Source organism: Ktedonobacter sp. SOSP1-52 (genome assembly GCF_016587395.1).
The window spans coordinates 530,969-546,296 of sequence record NZ_BNJH01000001.1; the positions used below are offsets into that span (position 1 = coordinate 530,969).

14 protein-coding genes and 3 pseudogenes are annotated in these 15,328 nt (G+C 53.2%); 7 read left to right on the top strand and 10 right to left on the bottom strand.

Annotated elements, in window-relative coordinates; genetic code table 11:
* Positions 1-18: 18 nt before the first annotated feature.
* The gene (locus JMJ16_RS02325; protein ID WP_201378083.1) at positions 19-219 is read right to left on the bottom strand and encodes a hypothetical protein; all 201 of its coding nucleotides are present in this window, start codon (positions 217-219) and stop codon (positions 19-21) included.
* 496 nt (positions 220-715) lie between these two features.
* Between JMJ16_RS02325 and JMJ16_RS02330 the strand changes: the two are divergent.
* The 3 genes and pseudogenes from JMJ16_RS02330 to JMJ16_RS02340 all read left to right on the top strand — a co-directional run.
* Positions 716-1,159 (top strand): annotated as a pseudogene (locus JMJ16_RS02330) (IS5 family transposase); the annotation flags it as partial.
* Between the two features lie 277 nt (positions 1,160-1,436).
* Complete coding sequence (locus tag JMJ16_RS02335) at positions 1,437-2,609, top strand: RNA-guided endonuclease TnpB family protein (protein WP_201378084.1); 1,173 nt, start codon at positions 1,437-1,439, stop codon at positions 2,607-2,609.
* 25 nt (positions 2,610-2,634) lie between these two features.
* Positions 2,635-2,997, top strand: a pseudogene (locus JMJ16_RS02340) (transposase); the annotation flags it as partial.
* 85 nt (positions 2,998-3,082) lie between these two features.
* On the opposite strand, the gene JMJ16_RS02345 reads toward JMJ16_RS02340, so the two are convergent.
* The 3 genes from JMJ16_RS02345 to JMJ16_RS02355 form a co-directional block, all read right to left on the bottom strand.
* The gene (locus JMJ16_RS02345) at positions 3,083-4,105 is read right to left on the bottom strand and encodes a serine hydrolase (RefSeq protein ID WP_201378085.1); all 1,023 of its coding nucleotides are present in this window, start codon (positions 4,103-4,105) and stop codon (positions 3,083-3,085) included.
* Between the two features lie 620 nt (positions 4,106-4,725).
* Positions 4,726-5,394 carry a Type 1 glutamine amidotransferase-like domain-containing protein gene (locus JMJ16_RS02350; protein WP_201378086.1) on the bottom strand — a complete coding sequence of 223 codons (669 nt, stop codon included), beginning with the start codon at positions 5,392-5,394 and terminating at the stop codon, positions 4,726-4,728.
* A gap of 348 nt (positions 5,395-5,742) precedes the next feature.
* The gene (locus tag JMJ16_RS02355; protein WP_201378088.1) at positions 5,743-6,156 is read right to left on the bottom strand and encodes an NUDIX hydrolase; all 414 of its coding nucleotides are present in this window, start codon (positions 6,154-6,156) and stop codon (positions 5,743-5,745) included.
* Positions 6,157-6,258: 102 nt separating this feature from the next.
* Between JMJ16_RS02355 and JMJ16_RS55815 the strand changes: the two genes are divergently transcribed.
* The gene (locus JMJ16_RS55815; RefSeq protein ID WP_255553152.1) at positions 6,259-6,387 is read left to right on the top strand and encodes a hypothetical protein; all 129 of its coding nucleotides are present in this window, start codon (positions 6,259-6,261) and stop codon (positions 6,385-6,387) included.
* 816 nt (positions 6,388-7,203) lie between these two features.
* Complete coding sequence (locus JMJ16_RS02360; RefSeq protein ID WP_201378090.1) at positions 7,204-7,938, top strand: bifunctional 2-polyprenyl-6-hydroxyphenol methylase/3-demethylubiquinol 3-O-methyltransferase UbiG; 735 nt, start codon at positions 7,204-7,206, stop codon at positions 7,936-7,938.
* A 55-nt stretch (positions 7,939-7,993) separates the two neighbouring features.
* On the opposite strand, the gene JMJ16_RS02365 is transcribed toward JMJ16_RS02360, so the two are convergent.
* Together JMJ16_RS02365 and JMJ16_RS02370 are read right to left on the bottom strand one after the other, a co-directional pair.
* Positions 7,994-8,440: a nuclear transport factor 2 family protein gene (locus tag JMJ16_RS02365; RefSeq protein ID WP_201378092.1), complete on the bottom strand. Its 447-nt coding sequence runs from the start codon at positions 8,438-8,440 to the stop codon at positions 7,994-7,996.
* A gap of 9 nt (positions 8,441-8,449) precedes the next feature.
* Positions 8,450-9,388 carry an NAD(P)-dependent oxidoreductase gene (locus tag JMJ16_RS02370; RefSeq protein WP_236601143.1) on the bottom strand — a complete coding sequence of 313 codons (939 nt, stop codon included), beginning with the start codon at positions 9,386-9,388 and terminating at the stop codon, positions 8,450-8,452.
* Positions 9,389-9,592: 204 nt separating this feature from the next.
* On the opposite strand from JMJ16_RS02370, the gene JMJ16_RS02375 reads away from it, so the two are divergent.
* Positions 9,593-10,504 carry an RNA polymerase sigma-70 factor gene (locus JMJ16_RS02375; RefSeq protein ID WP_201378094.1) on the top strand — a complete coding sequence of 304 codons (912 nt, stop codon included), beginning with the start codon at positions 9,593-9,595 and terminating at the stop codon, positions 10,502-10,504.
* A gap of 649 nt (positions 10,505-11,153) precedes the next feature.
* On the opposite strand, the gene JMJ16_RS02380 is transcribed toward JMJ16_RS02375, so the two are convergent.
* The 3 genes and pseudogenes from JMJ16_RS02380 to JMJ16_RS02390 all read right to left on the bottom strand — a co-directional run.
* On the bottom strand, positions 11,154-11,729 hold the full coding sequence (locus tag JMJ16_RS02380) for a hypothetical protein (protein ID WP_201378096.1): 576 nt from the start codon (positions 11,727-11,729) through the stop codon (positions 11,154-11,156).
* Between the two features lie 273 nt (positions 11,730-12,002).
* The gene (locus JMJ16_RS02385) at positions 12,003-12,761 is read right to left on the bottom strand and encodes a site-specific integrase (protein ID WP_236601144.1); all 759 of its coding nucleotides are present in this window, start codon (positions 12,759-12,761) and stop codon (positions 12,003-12,005) included.
* A 450-nt stretch (positions 12,762-13,211) separates the two neighbouring features.
* Positions 13,212-13,385, bottom strand: a pseudogene (locus JMJ16_RS02390) (carbon storage regulator); the annotation flags it as partial.
* 1,178 nt (positions 13,386-14,563) lie between these two features.
* On the opposite strand from JMJ16_RS02390, the gene JMJ16_RS02395 reads away from it, so the two are divergent.
* On the top strand, positions 14,564-14,959 hold the full coding sequence (locus JMJ16_RS02395; RefSeq protein WP_201378097.1) for a DUF1801 domain-containing protein: 396 nt from the start codon (positions 14,564-14,566) through the stop codon (positions 14,957-14,959).
* Between the two features lie 25 nt (positions 14,960-14,984).
* Here JMJ16_RS02395 and JMJ16_RS56675 read toward each other — a convergent pair whose 3' ends face one another.
* A complete protein-coding gene (locus JMJ16_RS56675) occupies positions 14,985-15,305 on the bottom strand; it encodes a YdeI/OmpD-associated family protein (protein ID WP_374228911.1) in 321 nt (106 codons plus the stop codon).
* Positions 15,306-15,328: the final 23 nt, after the last annotated feature.

Consider the following 15,328-nt stretch of genomic DNA (forward strand, 5'->3'; position numbering starts at 1 on the left):
CAGGCAGCCAACTATACTCTAAATATGGTCGATCATCATCCGGTCCAAGTTCTTGCTCAAACGGAAGGCTAAAAATTTGATGCGTATCGATGGGATCTGCTCGTGGCTGGAGCAGCCACCACCCCCACCAGCGAGAGCTGCAACTGCACCTATCCCACCAATCAAAACGGAGCGCCTGCGGTATCCCCTCTTGGGAGAGTGTTGTGGTTCCGGTAGCATGGACCCATGCGAATTCCTTTGCATCTTCAGAGACGCTTTTGTGCTTTCCTTGTTTTGGGATTCTGTCATTTTCCCTCTCGTCGTTTCAGTGGACTGCTTTATCACTCGTATAGCATGCTGGAAGCTTTCCTCATAAGATGGTAGAAGAGATATGTTTCTCTCTCATTTTGACTACGTTTTTTCTTTTCTATTCTTCTCAAAAATGGCTGTTTCATGCATCTCGAAACCGACCGTTTTTTGACACTCCATCTCAACTGTTCACACTTAGTACTACAGCACCACTTAAAACATGAGGCGGTTCCACAGGCTCACTGCCACATTACAAGTTTCCTACAAAGAAGGAGCCTAAGAAGCCACTTCGTAACATATATACCTCGTTAAGTGGTGCTGTAGTACTTAGAGCATGTTTTGCAATTGGATAAAAACCACTTCCTAAGCTGCTTCTGTCTGTTCCCTGGAGAGAGCAGAAGAACCCGTGTGTGATAAACTGGCGGAAATGAGTATCAGCTATCCAAGCAATCTTTCCGATGCAGAGTGGGAGATCCTGCAACAACATCTGCCTCCACTGTCCAAACGAGGCAGGCCGTCCACTCACTCCCTGCGCGCCATCTTCGACGCAATCTTCTATGTCCTGCGTACCGGTTGCCCGTGGCGCTACTTGCCATGCAACTTTCCGCCCTGGCAGACAGTCTTTTACCATTTTCGGCGCTTGCGCCTCAAAGGCACCTGGTTTCGCTTGCTCACTGCCCTACGAGGAGCCGAACGTGGGCGAGTAGGCAGGAATGCGCAGCCGAGCGCAGCGATCATGGATGCGCAAAGTGTCAAGACTGTCGAGGAATCTGCCGGGATCTGTGGCTTTGATGCCCATAAGTGCGTGAAAGGACGTAAGCGCCATATCCTTGTTGATACCCTGGGCTTGCTGCTCTCGGTTTATCGAACCGCGCCGTAAAACCCTGGGCTTGAGCCCTAGGGATATGAGGCGTGTTCCTTTTGTGGGTGGATTGGGTGGTAGGGGAAACATCCTACCTTGTTTTTGTGCTCATACTGTTGTATAATTACAACTATGAAGAGACACAGAGAAGAGCAAACCACCATCAAAATCTGGGTCAAAACGCATGATAATTTGAGGCTTCTTGCTGCTCTGCAAAAGAAAAGCATGGTCGAAGTCCTTGAGCGGTTAGTGCGTGAAGCCCTCAAGAAAGAGGAGGCGAAACAACATGGCACTCAAGACGTATAAGTTTCGCCTTTACCCCACAAGAAAGCAAGCCGAGAAGCTGCAATGGACGCTTGCCAGATGTTGCGAGTTGTACAATGCAGCGCTGCAAGAGCGTCGAGAGATGTACACATACACTGGCAAAGGAACCACCTACAATCAGCAAGCCATGCAACTCCCCGAAATCAAAGGGATTCGGGAGGAGTACAAGGATATCCACTCTCAGGTCTTACAAGATGTGCTCAGGAAGGTGGAGAACGCCTTCAAAGGCTTCTTCAAGCGGGTAAAAGCAGGGAAAAAGCCAGGATATCCCCGATTTCAGGGGTGCAACCGATATGATAGCTTTTGTTACCCACAAGCTGGTTTCTCTCTTGAAAATGGGCTTCTTGTGCTCTCCAAGGTTGGGCATGTGAAGATCAAGCAGCATCGCAAGGTGCTTGGGAACATGAAGACGTGTACGCTCAAGCGAGAGGGCAATTGCTGGTATGTGTGCTTGGTGTGTGAAGTGCAGAGCGTTCCACGCACTCCCTACACCGATGAATGTGTGGGGATTGACCTGGGAGTGTCCAAGCTCGCAACGCTTTCTACTGGCGATGTCATTGAGAATCCTCAGCACTACCGACGTGCTGAGAAGCAGTTAGCAAAGGCCGGGCAAGCCTTGTCGAGAAAGAAGCGAGGTTCCAAGAGGTGCAAAAAAGCCGTAGAGCGTATGGCTCGTCTGCATCGCAAGGTACGCAATCAGCGCAATGACTACTTGCACCAGTGGTCGCGTCGTCTCGTCAACACCTATGAAACCATTGTCTTTGAAGAGATCGCGCCTGCCAACCTCTCGAAACGAGCAAAGCCCAAGCAAGATGAGGAGACAGGACACTATCTTCCTAACGGAGCCAGCGCGAAATCTGGCTTGAACAAATCCATACTTGATACTGGTTGGTCAACCTTCATTGCCAGGTGTGAGTACAAAGCTGAGAACGCTGGTACCGTCCAGGTGGTGAAGGTGGACCCACGTATGACCAGCCAGGTGTGCAGTGGGTGCGGCACAGTGGTCAAGAAAGACCTCTCAGAACGCTGGCACTCGTGCGCGTGTGGCTACGAACTGGACAGAGACCACAATGCCGCCATCAACATCAGAAATCGTTGGCTCGGACGGAGCCATCAGGAAGCGCAAGCCTCCTGAGAAGCCCCCGGCTTGAGCCGTGGGGAGTCGTCACGTCACCCCAGCCGATCTCCATGACAGTAAAGGTGCCCGATGCCTGCTTGTCGGTCTTACCCCGCTCCTTCCACTCCTTAAAAAGCTCTGGGCAGATGCGGCTTACCGTGGGCAAGAGTTGGCTGCCTGGTGCAAAGCAGAAGGCGATTGGGATCTCGAAGTGGTTGAGCACACTCCAGGCATGAGGGGCTTCAGCGTCTTGCCTCGGAGATGGGTTGTGGAAAGAACGTTCGGGTGGATCTCTCGTAATAGGAGATTGAGCAAAGACTACGAACGAAAAGTGCAAACGAGCGAAACGCTCATCCAGGTGGCGATGATCCGGCTCCTGGTCGCTCGTTTGGGGCGAAGCCACTGATCTGTCCCAAACCTTCTCAGAGAACAAAATCCGAGCAGTCTGGAAGCTCGTTTTTCCAGACTGCTCTGTTTGCACTTCTCTATGGTTATGGGCAAGCCTCTAGAAGCAGAGCAAGCAACGTTCCGAATTGTGCTGAAGTGACATAGCCCACATCACCTGGATCGATGATCGTGCCATCGGGACGCTCTGTCTCAGCGCGATGCACGACGAGGAGATCTCGCGCGGGAAAGATCGCCAGATAGTGTCCTCCATAGCCTTTGGCGGCATAGGCCACCTCCTCAAGGGAGAGATTGGGAAACAAGATGCCAGAGCTGGCAACCCACCACAGGTACCCGAACCCATCGCCCCATTCGTTGTGGGAGTAGGCCGTCGTGCATGCCTGGACCCATTCCGCCGGAAGCAGAGGCTTCCCCTGCCAGGTTCCTTGGCGTAAGAAGAGCAGACCAAAGCGCGCCAGGTCACGCGCAGAGAGGCGAAACACATACGCCGGATGCTGCGAGACGGGTTCATATTCATAACTCTGTTTTTGCCGCGCATAGTCTTGCATCTGCAAGGGGAGCGCAATCCGTTGCTCAAACGCTTCAAAGAGGCTGTGCCCAACGCTCTGTTCGAGGATAGTGCCCAGAACGTTGAAGTCCCAGTTGTTGTAGTACCAAAACGCCCCGGCAGAATGACTCCCTCTCACCGGGCGAGTCGCTTTCGCCCATTCGGTTTCATAACTCGCCTCGTGATAGACGCCCGAACGAGATTGCAAGAGATCCTGCAGCGTCGCCTGTTTCTCCTTCATCGAGAGGGCAGGGGCGCTATCGTCGATACCCAGCATCTCAAGGGTACTCTCCAGATGCAGATGCCCCTCCTCAAGGGAGAGCCCATAGAGAGCAGAGAGGAGGCTTTTGCGGATCGAATGACAATTGTAACAGTGGGCAATATCTCCCCAGGCAGCCAGCAGGCGCCCTTGATGGACGATCATGACTGCCGCTGAGCCAATGGCTTGCACATAGGCTCGTGCGACGGCGAGCAAGTTGGGAGACCAGCCCATCTCTTTAGGATCCGTGAGAAGATCATCCCAGGTCTGTTGAGGGAAAGGAAATGGATGCGATACGTTCATTGCATTCTCCATAGTGCTCATTTTTCCAAATGCACGGTACAAGGAAACAGATGAACTCCTAAGATGGGGAAGAATTCGCATGAGCTTGAACAAATCCTGGGAAGGAGTCGAGGAGGAGAAGACAAAATCACCCATGAGTTGCCCTCTACCATGCGAGCAACTCCCCTTTACAGAAGAAGTATGATGCGCCACCGCTAAAGAATTGTTCCAGCGACGCTTTGTGGGTGAAAATGTTTGTTATTCGTATAGGTACTATACGCGACAAGAAGAGTGGTTGTCAAGCAAAGGTGGCGCTTCGTTTTCCAAAACACGCTCTCAAGACAAAGGGAGTACGGAGAACTGTCCTTTTTCTGGGACAGTCGTGGAGCTTCAGTCAGCACAAATCCGAGCGACAGGAGTGGAGAAACTCCAGTGTCCGGCGTGCGGAGCAGCCAGAAAGGCGACGATTCGGGGAGAACTCGTCATCTATTCCCCTCACACACCGCTGCGCATTACACGTGCGAACAAAGACCCTCTGTGGATCAGGCAAGGGACAACCTGGACCAAGAGGTAGCGAGGAGCGCAGCGTACGCTCCTCGCTCGTTTGGGATGCAAGAACGAACCAGTTCTCAACCACCCCATTAGGGTGTAAACCGTTTCCAATGCCCCTCGGAGACGACTTCAACCGCACTATCGGTCACTTTGATGGCGGTCTGATCGTCAATCGCATACGCTGGCACATCCAACCCAGCGGCCCATCTTTCTGCGTCGGCCATGGTATTTTCCGGCAGAGAGGGGTGATCCAGGTGCGGAAATATGGCAAAATCAACCAGTCCCAGTGTTCTATCGGAACCTTCGGGCGGCTTCCACCCGACGAAGTCCTCCCCGATCTTGGGGGTCATCACCATACTCCCGGCGCTCAGTCCCACCCAGACCGTCTCGGGAAGCTCCGGCAAGAGGGCCGCCAGCCCGGACTGCCGCATCCAGTGGCACAGATACAACGCATCGCCGCCGTTCACCAGCAGGACATCTGCCTCTCGGACCCAGGGGACCCAGCGCTCTTCACCGATGCTGGGCAGCGCGGTGAGCTCCAGCACTCCCAAGGACTTCCAACCCAGCTCGCACATGGGTGTGGAGGACTGACCGGTGATGAAACGCCATGCCCCACCAGGACTGCCCATGGGGTGCCCGTACCCCGCAGTGGGGATGCAGAGGGCGCTGGACTCGGCAATGGGTTTGCCCAGCAGATCAACCAGAGCGTGACGAATGCTGTCGTTTTTGATGCCAGCAGAGGTGAGAAGCAATTTCATAATGGTTTCCTTTCCAATCCATGAAGAGCGCGACGCGTCTTTTCCGCTCATGCTCTTTGAGACTGAAGCAGAACGACCCCAGAACGTCACGACTCCGTTTCTCCTAGGTTGAGTCGTCTGCTCGCGCGCTCGCAGTCTTGCGCGACATCCGGTCTTCCGCTCCCCAATTGCATGCAAGACATTCTCCCATCAAACCTGCGCAAAAACTTCTCCGATCTTGCTCTTTTGGTCATGCAGCATGACCGCCGCGCATTCCAAAACACGGTCTTAAAAGCTACCACCGGTTACGTTATCGGTATGAGCGGAAGAAATGTATGTTCCAGGCCATGGTGGATTTCGCCTGTCTGCTTATTTGCCCGCGACGGACGGAAGAGAGATGAGCAGTTCTTGAGCGTGCTCCAGCAAGATTGGCAGCCGGAGTCTCTCCCGCATTATTTGAAGCGATTCGAGGCTGAACCAACCATAGGCCATGAGTTCGTGGTCCTCTAGGACTACGGGGCCACGTAATACACCGGTGAATGTGTGGAGTTCAAGCGTTCCACTTGGCCGCTCAATACGGGTTACCTTGAACGGTTTGACTTGCATGAGCACTGTACCAAGCTCTTCGTGAATCTCCCGCGCGACTGCCTCCTGAGCGGTCTCACCCGGCTCAAGATGACCACCAGGAAAACCCCACAAGCCGTAGGAACTCTGTTGTTTCTGCTGTACTAATAGTACTTTGTTGTTTTCTATAACTAACACATCCGCAACTGACTCTATCATGTTATTCCTCACTTGGTTTTATGAGAGTGTGTCGTAACGAAGAAAAGTGCCGAGAGAAAAAAGCAAAGGAGTCAGTTAAGCAAAGAGAAAGGATCAACTTCGATGACGAATCAGCGTGCTCGAAAGCCCTATCCCTCAGATGTGACCGACACCCAATGGGAGATCCTGGCCCCATTGATCCCAGAGCTAGGAGCCTGCTTTGTGATAGGATTTTACAGGCAGTACGGATAGGTAGGGCCTCACGACCTTTCCCCCCGTCCAAACGGTACGTGCGCCTTTCAACGCATACCGCTTTCCAGTTCGACCCGGCTACTGGGAAGTTGCAAGTTAATGGATGAAATCATCCACTCCAGAGCGCACCAGTCGAAGTACAGCGCAACCTGTTACGTGGGGTCCCCCGCTATGCCGGAGAACAAGGCCCCATTACTTCTTCCGTCATCTGCTTTCTCTGGTTCACTTGTTGATCCTCTGTTCGTTTGGATCTCCCCTGGCGGACCTTCGTCATGTCCATCCCATTACAGGATGGCGTTAGGCTACTACGCCGCCTCCGTCCGCTCTCCCGCCCGCTGGCATTCTCGCGACTCTTACGAGCAATGGCGGTGTGAACGTTCCCTGATGCGCCTATCGAGAAGTGATAGCAACCCTTAGCATGCCTGCTTTACGCCGGGCGGGCAATGAAGTAGCACTCGTTGGACTAGGAAACCAATGAGTCAGCCGCCGTGCCTTTTGGCTAGAGGGTATCAGCCATTTCCCCCGACGGCGCGTAACGACATTTACGCAGGTTCCTTCGCGGGGTCATTTTCCCCATTCGTCAGCATAGGTCGCAGGGGTAGCCCGATGGCTCTTTTGGCTAGACCCATCCGGTACATTGTCAGCGGGCTTCCCACCCCCAACAGTGCCGCTGTTGGACGCAGGCCGCTTACCCCTCGTACCACTACTCAAGTACGGCTCTTTAAGCAACTCCTCGATAAGCGAACAGGCGCACTCCTAGCCCTACCTCAAAAGGCAAACGGGTCAAAAAAACTGAGGAGAAGGAGAGACACTGTGATGCCTGATGCCATATTTGCCGAGCCCAAACTTGCCGAAATCTATGACCTCCTCGATCATCCAGACAGACCGGATCTCGCCCCATATCTAGCCATAGCAGACGAGTTTCATGCCCACTCTGTCATTGACCTAGGGTGCGGAACCGGCATGCTTGCCTGTCGCTTAGCAGCGCTCGGGAAAGAGGTCGTTGGCATTGATCCTGCCGTAGCCTCACTGAAGGTTGCCAAACGGAAAGCGTATGCCGACCGTGTTCGCTGGATTACCGGCACTGCGGCGCAGCTCAAAGAATTGCATGCCGATCTCATCACCATGACTGGCAATGTGGCACAAGTCTTCGTTACGGACGAGGCGTGGATGGCAACACTTCGGGCGTGCCATGAGGCGCTTCGCCCGAAAGGGCGTCTTGTCTTTGAAGTGCGTGATCCAACCAGGGAAGCATGGAAAGGCTGGAACCGAGAACAGTCTTTCCAGGTGATTGAGGCGCCCGGAATCGGCACGGTCGAGTCCTGGGTAGAGCTGATGAATGTTCAGTTACCACTGGTCTCCTTTCGCCATACGTTCGTGTTCCGAAAGGATGGGAGTGTGATGACGTCCGCTTCAACCTTACGGTTCCGCACCCAATCGGAGATTGCCGAGACGCTCTCACGTGCTCAGTTAACGGTAGAAGCAGTTCGCGATGCCCCCGACCGTCCTGGCTTAGAGTTCGTCTTTATTACTCATACGAAGGTAAATTGACCGATGAAGCCTGCTGATTGTCAGCAGGCTTTACTCATTACCGCCCAGGAAATGGCTATGGCTTGAGGTTAAGGACTGCCTGGCCAGTCGCCATATCGACAGGCACCGAAGCCTGCATATGCGCGATCAGCCACTTGCCGTCGATCTTCCGAAAGCAAGCAGTCCAACGCAGCCAGTTACCGACTTTCTGCCCATTGTCCATAGTTGCGCTCAGCCGGTTAAAGCTGTGGGCGAATGCAACGTCGTCACCTACTGTGATGGATAGGTTCACAATTTCATAGTTGATCGGACCTGGGAACGAGGAGAACACCTCTCTCCACTGTTTCCTGTATGCATCTGTTCCCACGTATTGTAGCGGGGGCACGATGTCGAACGAGACGAGCTCGGGCGCGTACATGGACATCACTCCATCAAGATCCTTCGCGCGAATTGCCTCGACCCCCCTCTCTATGACCCTCTTGATTTCGGCTTCGTCTTTTTGCTTGTGTTCTTCGAATATCATAACTTCCTCCTACTTGTTCTGCATCTGTGCCATCAGATCCCAACCTATGCGTGCATTGGGGACCGTGGGTTGCCAGCTACTGACGGCTTTGAATAAGCGATTGGAGATGCGCAGACTGCGGCTGGTATCGGCATACTTGGCCCCCGTTAGCAGGCGCATTAGCAGATCTGGCAGGGCCATCAGACGTTTGCGACCGACAGCGTGAGCAAGGATGGTGTACATCTGTGCGCGCGTCACAGGCTCATCATCGACAATGTCATAGACGCCGGAAGGTACCGGTTCCGTCAACGCAAGCAGCAGAGCACTGATGGCATCCTGCAACCAGACTTGGGGGAGATAGCCAGTACCTGCACCGGGAAACGCACCAATTCCTTTGCGCGCGACGTCCAACATCTGCCAGCTTGAAGGCGCCTCCGGCCCGTAAAATGAGCCCAGACGCAGTGAGATCCCACGGTGCCTAGTTGGATCGCTTGCCGCGAAGCGCGCCACGGCCTCCTCCGCCTCGACAGTTGAGGCAAGGGTCGCCGTTTTGATGGGCGTCGTCTGGGCATCCAACCAAGTATCACCACTGCTTGGATAGAGAAAATTGAAGCTGGGATAAATGATGGTCTGGACCGTGCCCACGGCTAGCGCGGCCTCGACTAGGTTGCGAGCACCATCACGGCGCAGGCGATCATTCTCCAGCCAAGCCGAACTCCGTCCCATCTGCGTTGCGGAGGGGATTTTTGTCGCGAGATGGTAGATGGCCTCGTGACCAACGAGCGCCTGTTTGAGCTCCTCAACATCAAAGAGGCCCACCCGTACCGGATGCGCCCCTGCACGTCGCAATCGCTCATCGTTCTCATCAGTGCGGCTCATTGCCGAAACAGTGTATCCTGCCTCAACTAATTTAGGCACAAGAGATTTTCCGAGGACACCGGTTGCACCTGTTACAAAAATGTTCATCATATTGCTCCTTATATATTTCGCTTCTCTTTTGCGAGAGATCTCTTTATAAGCGCTTCTAGAAAGGAGACAAGTGAGCCCACGAAAACGTGACAACAGCGCGGCGTCTTTTTTCGTCACGGCAAAAATTGCGGAAAACGCTTGCGCTGATGTATGATAAACAGAGAAAATCGACTATCTTAAGGAGCGCTTGCAGAAAAAAACTCTATGGATCAAATCCAAACCTATCAACCCCTCCTCTTCTCCATTGCCTACCGCATGACTGGCTATGCTAGCCAGGCCGAAGATATTGTTCAGGATGCCTACCTGCGTTATCAACAGGCAGATCGAGCCACGATTCAATCGCCAAAGTCCTATCTCACTAAGATTGTTACCAATCTCAGCCTGAATTATTTGAAATCCGCCCACGCACAGCGTGAAGAATATATCGGGGTCTGGCTCCCTGAGCCTATCCTCACTGCTCTGCCTGAGGGTGAGCCGTTAGAAGAAACCTATGAGCAGCAAGAGACCATTTCACTGGCCTTTCTCATGCTCCTGGAGGCGTTGACGCCCCCGGAACGCGCCGTCTTCCTCCTGCACGAGGTGTTTGACTATTCCTTCACGGAAATCGCAGAGATCATCGAGAAAACCCCGGAAAATTGTCGTCAGCTCTTTCATCGTGCCAAAAGCCACGTTGCGGAGAAACGTCACCGTGTCTCTGTTGAGTCCGTCAATCAGCGCCAGTTGACCGCATCCTTTATCGCGGCCTGCAAATCTGGCGACCTTGCGACCCTGACCAAAATGCTCGCCAGCGATGTCACGGCCTGGGCTGATGGCGGAGGCAAAGTTCGCGCTAGCCTGTACCCCATTTCCGGCCAGGTACTTGTTGCCAGGCGCTTCATCTCTCTGATACACCGCGTACCTGCGGATAACGTGCTTTTCATAGAAGAGATTAATGGCGCGCCCGCGGTTGTATCCAGGAGCGACGGACACCTTAACTGGGTACAGGCGTTCGATATTCGCGACAATGTCATCGTTGGGCTGCATACCCTGGTGAATCCCGGCAAGCTGGCTTTCCTCCAACGCCAGTTGGAGAACCGCCCGGAACCGTTCCTTTCAGCTTTACAGGTCCTTCCATAGGTGGGAATGGAAGGCGATATTGGCAAAAAGGATGAATCCCGAAGCCGCGATCAATTGCCCCATGAAACGTATGGACCAGATTCTTGACAATAAGCTAGACCTTCTCTAGAATCATTGGCTCATCCTCTGCGCGATGATGAGCCCCAGGAAATCAATCAGGCGTACTCGATCAGCGTTGTTTCGCACAACGATGAGTTTCTGCTTGTATTTTTCAAGATACTGACGCCTAAACGCTGCTGTAGGTGAACCAATAATCTCTATCCCATACGAGGTAGGGCTAGGAGTGCGCCTGTTCGCTTATCGAGGAGTTGCTTAAAGAGCCGTACTTGAGTAGTGGTACGAGGGGTAAGCGGCCTGTGTCCAGCAGTGGCACTGTTGGGGGTGGGAAGCCCGCTGACAATGTACCGGATGGGTCTAGCCAAAAGAGCCATCGGGCTACCCCTGCGATCTATGCTGACGAATGGGGCATCGCCCCGCGAAGGAACCTGCGTAAGTGTCGTTACGCGCCGTCGGGGGAAATGGCTGATACCCCCTAGCCAAAATGGCATGGCGGCTGGCCCATCGGATTCCTAGCCCGATGAGTGCTACTTCATAGTCCGCCCGGCGTAAAGCAGGCAGCTACGGATTGCTATCACTTCTCGATGGGAAATCAGGGAACGCTCACACCGCCAGTGCTCGTAAGAGCCGCGAGAATGCCAGCGGGCGGGAGCGGAAGGCTCCAGATAACGTAGCCTGTGCTACAGGTGCTCACCTGACATCGGCGTGTTCTCACCCCACCTTCTATCTTGACCAGGAATTGATCGGTATAGCGCCAGGTGCGAAAGTCACAGGGGATGAGTGCCCTGGCGCGTGTCGGTGGCGCCGGCGGAATATGGGCAAAATCGAGATGCTGGCGTCGCCACTCCTGCTGCCACCACGTGGCGAGGCGCTGTTCTATCTTATCATTGAACGGAGTTAAGACCTTGTCACGGTAGGGTAGAAAGAAGCGCGTGGGTTGTGGGAGTGGACCAAAGGGTTTGAAGAGCTGTTTGGGAGTGTCAAAGCCCTCAATACGGGCGAGGACGTGTTCGAGAAAGACGTGTCGGTAGCCATGTTCCTGGTCGGTCACGTTGGATGGGTCACTGGTAAAGTCAGCAAGCCAACTCTCGACAGTATGCCTGTAGACGCCGGTGAAGGCCTCCAGTTCTTTGAGTAGAAAGCGATAGCGTGCATGTTCTCGACGCATTAGTATTCTATCCTTCTGTTGTATGGAAACAAGACATGAAAAAACTGGCTCACCCAGCTGCCAATGCAGGCGGGTGAGCCAGTGAATACGAAGAAAACGCCGGGGAATGTATATGAACAGGGACATCATTGTTCCTGGGGATGGTAATTAGCGCAGGTAGTAGGTCAGGACCACATCTCGTCGGTTATGCCCAAGCGCTCGTGAGACGGCCAGGATGGCCTGCTCGTCGAGAATGCCGCGTGGAAGCCGACCAGCGGCAGGTGGAAGGGGCAGTCAGGAGAGTTCTCGATAGAGTGTCTGCGCATACTGCCGACGGTAGGCATGGATATCGAGGTGACTGGGAATATGGGGAAAGACCTTTTCTTCCTCGTTCCTGCCTTGCACCAGGCTGAGCACGGTTGCTTCTTGCCCTGATATGACCGGGACCTGGCGCACTTTTCCGCCCTTCCCCTGCACATGAATTACGACATGTCCATCTGGCTGCTCCTGAATGTGTGCAACGTGCAGCATTCTCACTTCGCGCCGCCGTAATCCGGTGACGCGAAGGAAGGCCAGCAGGGGCTGCCAGTGCTCGGGTTGAAAATGGGGTGAGGGTTGTTCCTCAGACTCGGGAGACTGACGGGAACGGTGAATTTCTTCCCGGTGACGCGGCGGAAGTGGAACGGCTTCTGCCAGGAGTGGAGACCCGAAGAAGAGCCGTAACGCGCTGCGTTCGGTGGCCAGGGTCCAGGGGCTATAGCCTTCCTGTACGCGCAAGAGCACATAGGCTGAGGCTAGCTCGTCTGCACGCTGGTCGACGTCGACCAGGCGTTTCGTCCCGTGGGTTACTCGGCACCAGCGCAAAAAGCGCATCACCATGTCCTGGTAGGTGGCCCGCGTCTGATAGGAGTGCATCTTCCCATCAGAAAATGACCAGAAATGTTCACCCTGCGCGCGGGCCTGCGCTTTGGCATCAGCACGGCTTTGTCCAAGGGCCATCAAGCCATCAAGGCGTTGAAGGGCTTCATAGAGCAGTCCGGGTCGTTTTCCCATAGTGCACACATCCTGCTTCGGTCAAAAGGGCAGAGCTTCCCCCTGGAGAGGGAGGCAAACGTTCAGTACTTCCGAAGCGGTTGCAGGTGTCCTGAGCCACCATGCCAGGCGGGATGAAGACAGGGAGATGCTCCGTTCTCTCGTAAACATCTGTTTATCTGTTTATTCCTCTAATGGAAGAATAAACAGATAAACAGCATGCTTCTGTCTTCAAGTTGAAGGTGACGCCAGGGAGCAGAGCTACCACCTGGCGCACGTGTAGCGCCAGAAAACCCTTGAGCGAATGGAGTGACTCAACATCCACCCAAAGATCTCCCTTCTTGTGCGCTACGGCTCTCACACATGAGAACACTTGTTCCCATGTAATACGTGTGGGACGCTGCTGTGGTTACATGTTTTTCCTGCCTTTCTGAGAAAAGACTGCGTTCTCTTGAAAAGAACGCACATGCTTTATTCTGGTTGTGTGGCAGGAGGCTTGGGTGGGGGTGGTGATTGCCTCTGTAGCAATTCTTCGCGCGCAATATCGATCTCGGGAGGAGCGGTGATCCCAAGTTTGACCTTTCCCTCTCCAACTTCAAGTACTTCGAGCACGATATTCCCGGAGAGGATGATGCGCTCCCTTTCCTTGCGTCGTAACTAGCTCCATGAAACACTGTTGGTTTGCTTTCTTGTCTCTTCAGAAGCTCTAGCGCAAGCATAGCATGCAAAGAGCCCCAGAGATTCGTCTGGAGACGCGATTTCCCTGCGCCTTCAGACCTGTTTTCTGGTGTCGACCTTTGGGATCTGCGCACATGGTAAGAGTCATGCATCCAAGATGCACCACCCCGAATGAAAGTCATCTATTCGGGACTTTCAGAAGAAGCGTCATGCACCGTAGGTGCACCATTCAGCATGAAAAAGAACTCGATGGACTGAGCTGGTACACTATGGAGGAAAGATCCCAATACTGAAAACGATGGAAATAGTAAGGCTACCAAGCTTGAAGAAGAAGCTGTCTTCGGGCGTCTGGAAGAACCACTCATTGTCGCTCCCATCTGGGAAGCACGTAGAGGAAACTCTCATGTGGAAAGACGCCCTGTTGGTGATCTTTCACGAGCAAGCGTCGGATCAGTTTTCAGGAGGAACATCTCTGGAAGTTGTGTCCCTACGATGGAGGTGAGCTGTAAGAGAGGAGCTGACTCCTTTCCCATCGCAAATAAGCAGAAGATTCAACAATGGCTCGTTCGCCCATTGGAACGCCTAGGTAATACGGTCATCTTGCAGCCTCAAGCCAAGACAACCCTGCCTAAGCGCCCTTACATCATCTGAACAATTGATACGGAAGGTTCGGATCTGGGGGAGAGATTTTTTGCCTCTCGTGCCAGGTTTTCAGAGGAATGCCCTGAAACCTGGTTCTGCCCACGGGATACGCAACGAGATGTGTTTTTGATTGAGGTGTCTTCACAGGTCGTTTCACGCTCCGGCTTTTTGCTGGTAAAGGATCAGAAAACCTCTGCTTTATGAAAACGAGAGGGCAGCGAAGAACACTCCCAAGCCAAATTAATGCTGAGCTACATCTCGTTGCGCATCCGTGGGCAGACCCCAATCTTGAGCATAGGAACTCATGTTTCTTGGAAAGCCGCTTCTCATCTAGCTTCTTTCACTGAGATTTTGTAAATTGGAAGGAGGAAAGGAAGGTACCGATCCCGCATCCCGGATCGGGTTCGCCAGTTCGCCAACCCCATGAGCCCGGTCTCTTTCAAACCACAAAGAAAGATGGTAATGATAGAATGCTGTAGCAACCATAAGAGAAAGAGGTGCATATGGAAGACACGTCTGCTGCTCAGCAGATAAACATCATAGTCAAAAAGTATGACGATTGGCGGGGTGAGATGTTGCCACGGCTGCGCGCTTTAATCAAGCAAGCTGATCCTGCCTTAGTTGAAGAAGTGAAGTGGAAAAAGCCTTCAAGACCCGAGGGAGTCCCCGTGTGGTCTCATGATGGAATACTCTGCTTTTGCGATACTCTCAAGAACGCCGTAAGGTTAACATTCCCCAAGGGTGCTCAGATGAAAGATCCGCAAAAGCTCTTTAACACGCGCCTAGATAGCAAAACAGTTCGTGCAATCGACTTTCACGAAGGTGACACCATCAATGAAGCCGCGTTAAAAGCACTCATTCTGGAAGCTGTGGTGCTGAACAAGTCAAAAGCAAAATGAGCCCTTATTCTAAAAAAGTCATCATTTATGATGACTTTTTAGATTGTTTATTGAGCACCCACTGCACCGACGGGCTTATTGACTTGTCCGTGCGGTGAATACAGCCCATCCAACAACAAGGTCGGCGCATGCCCTCTTTGAGTTGCGTGCGCACCCTTTCAACGTGCTGCCTTCTGGTTTCTGGTTTTTTCACGGAGATCGTCCAGCATATCCATTCATTGCGCGCAAGAGGCGTAAGATCCTCCCATGAGGCTCTCGCCTCCGCGTCAGAAGCGAGGATTTCTCGTAAGTCCTCTGGCAATTCGTGGACAATACCACCGGAGATTTCATTGTTAGTCATAGTCATACGTCTATACTACAACAAAATAG

Excerpts from the sequence above, each read along its gene's own strand:
- JMJ16_RS02325 (WP_201378083.1), bottom strand. The coding sequence starts at position 219 with ATGCTACCGGAACCACAACACTCTCCCAAGAGGGGATACCGCAGGCGC.
- JMJ16_RS02335 (WP_201378084.1), top strand. The coding sequence starts at position 1,437 with ATGGCACTCAAGACGTATAAGTTTCGCCTTTACCCCACAAGAAAGCAA.
- JMJ16_RS02345 (WP_201378085.1), bottom strand. The coding sequence starts at position 4,105 with ATGAACGTATCGCATCCATTTCCTTTCCCTCAACAGACCTGGGATGAT.
- JMJ16_RS02350 (WP_201378086.1), bottom strand. The coding sequence starts at position 5,394 with ATGAAATTGCTTCTCACCTCTGCTGGCATCAAAAACGACAGCATTCGT.
- JMJ16_RS02355 (WP_201378088.1), bottom strand. The coding sequence starts at position 6,156 with ATGATAGAGTCAGTTGCGGATGTGTTAGTTATAGAAAACAACAAAGTA.
- JMJ16_RS55815 (WP_255553152.1), top strand. The coding sequence starts at position 6,259 with ATGACGAATCAGCGTGCTCGAAAGCCCTATCCCTCAGATGTGACCGAC.
- JMJ16_RS02360 (WP_201378090.1), top strand. The coding sequence starts at position 7,204 with ATGCCTGATGCCATATTTGCCGAGCCCAAACTTGCCGAAATCTATGAC.
- JMJ16_RS02365 (WP_201378092.1), bottom strand. The coding sequence starts at position 8,440 with ATGATATTCGAAGAACACAAGCAAAAAGACGAAGCCGAAATCAAGAGG.
- JMJ16_RS02370 (WP_236601143.1), bottom strand. The coding sequence starts at position 9,388 with ATGATGAACATTTTTGTAACAGGTGCAACCGGTGTCCTCGGAAAATCT.
- JMJ16_RS02375 (WP_201378094.1), top strand. The coding sequence starts at position 9,593 with ATGGATCAAATCCAAACCTATCAACCCCTCCTCTTCTCCATTGCCTAC.
- JMJ16_RS02380 (WP_201378096.1), bottom strand. The coding sequence starts at position 11,729 with ATGCGTCGAGAACATGCACGCTATCGCTTTCTACTCAAAGAACTGGAG.
- JMJ16_RS02385 (WP_236601144.1), bottom strand. The coding sequence starts at position 12,761 with ATGGGAAAACGACCCGGACTGCTCTATGAAGCCCTTCAACGCCTTGAT.
- JMJ16_RS02395 (WP_201378097.1), top strand. The coding sequence starts at position 14,564 with ATGGAAGACACGTCTGCTGCTCAGCAGATAAACATCATAGTCAAAAAG.
- JMJ16_RS56675 (WP_374228911.1), bottom strand. The coding sequence starts at position 15,305 with ATGACTATGACTAACAATGAAATCTCCGGTGGTATTGTCCACGAATTG.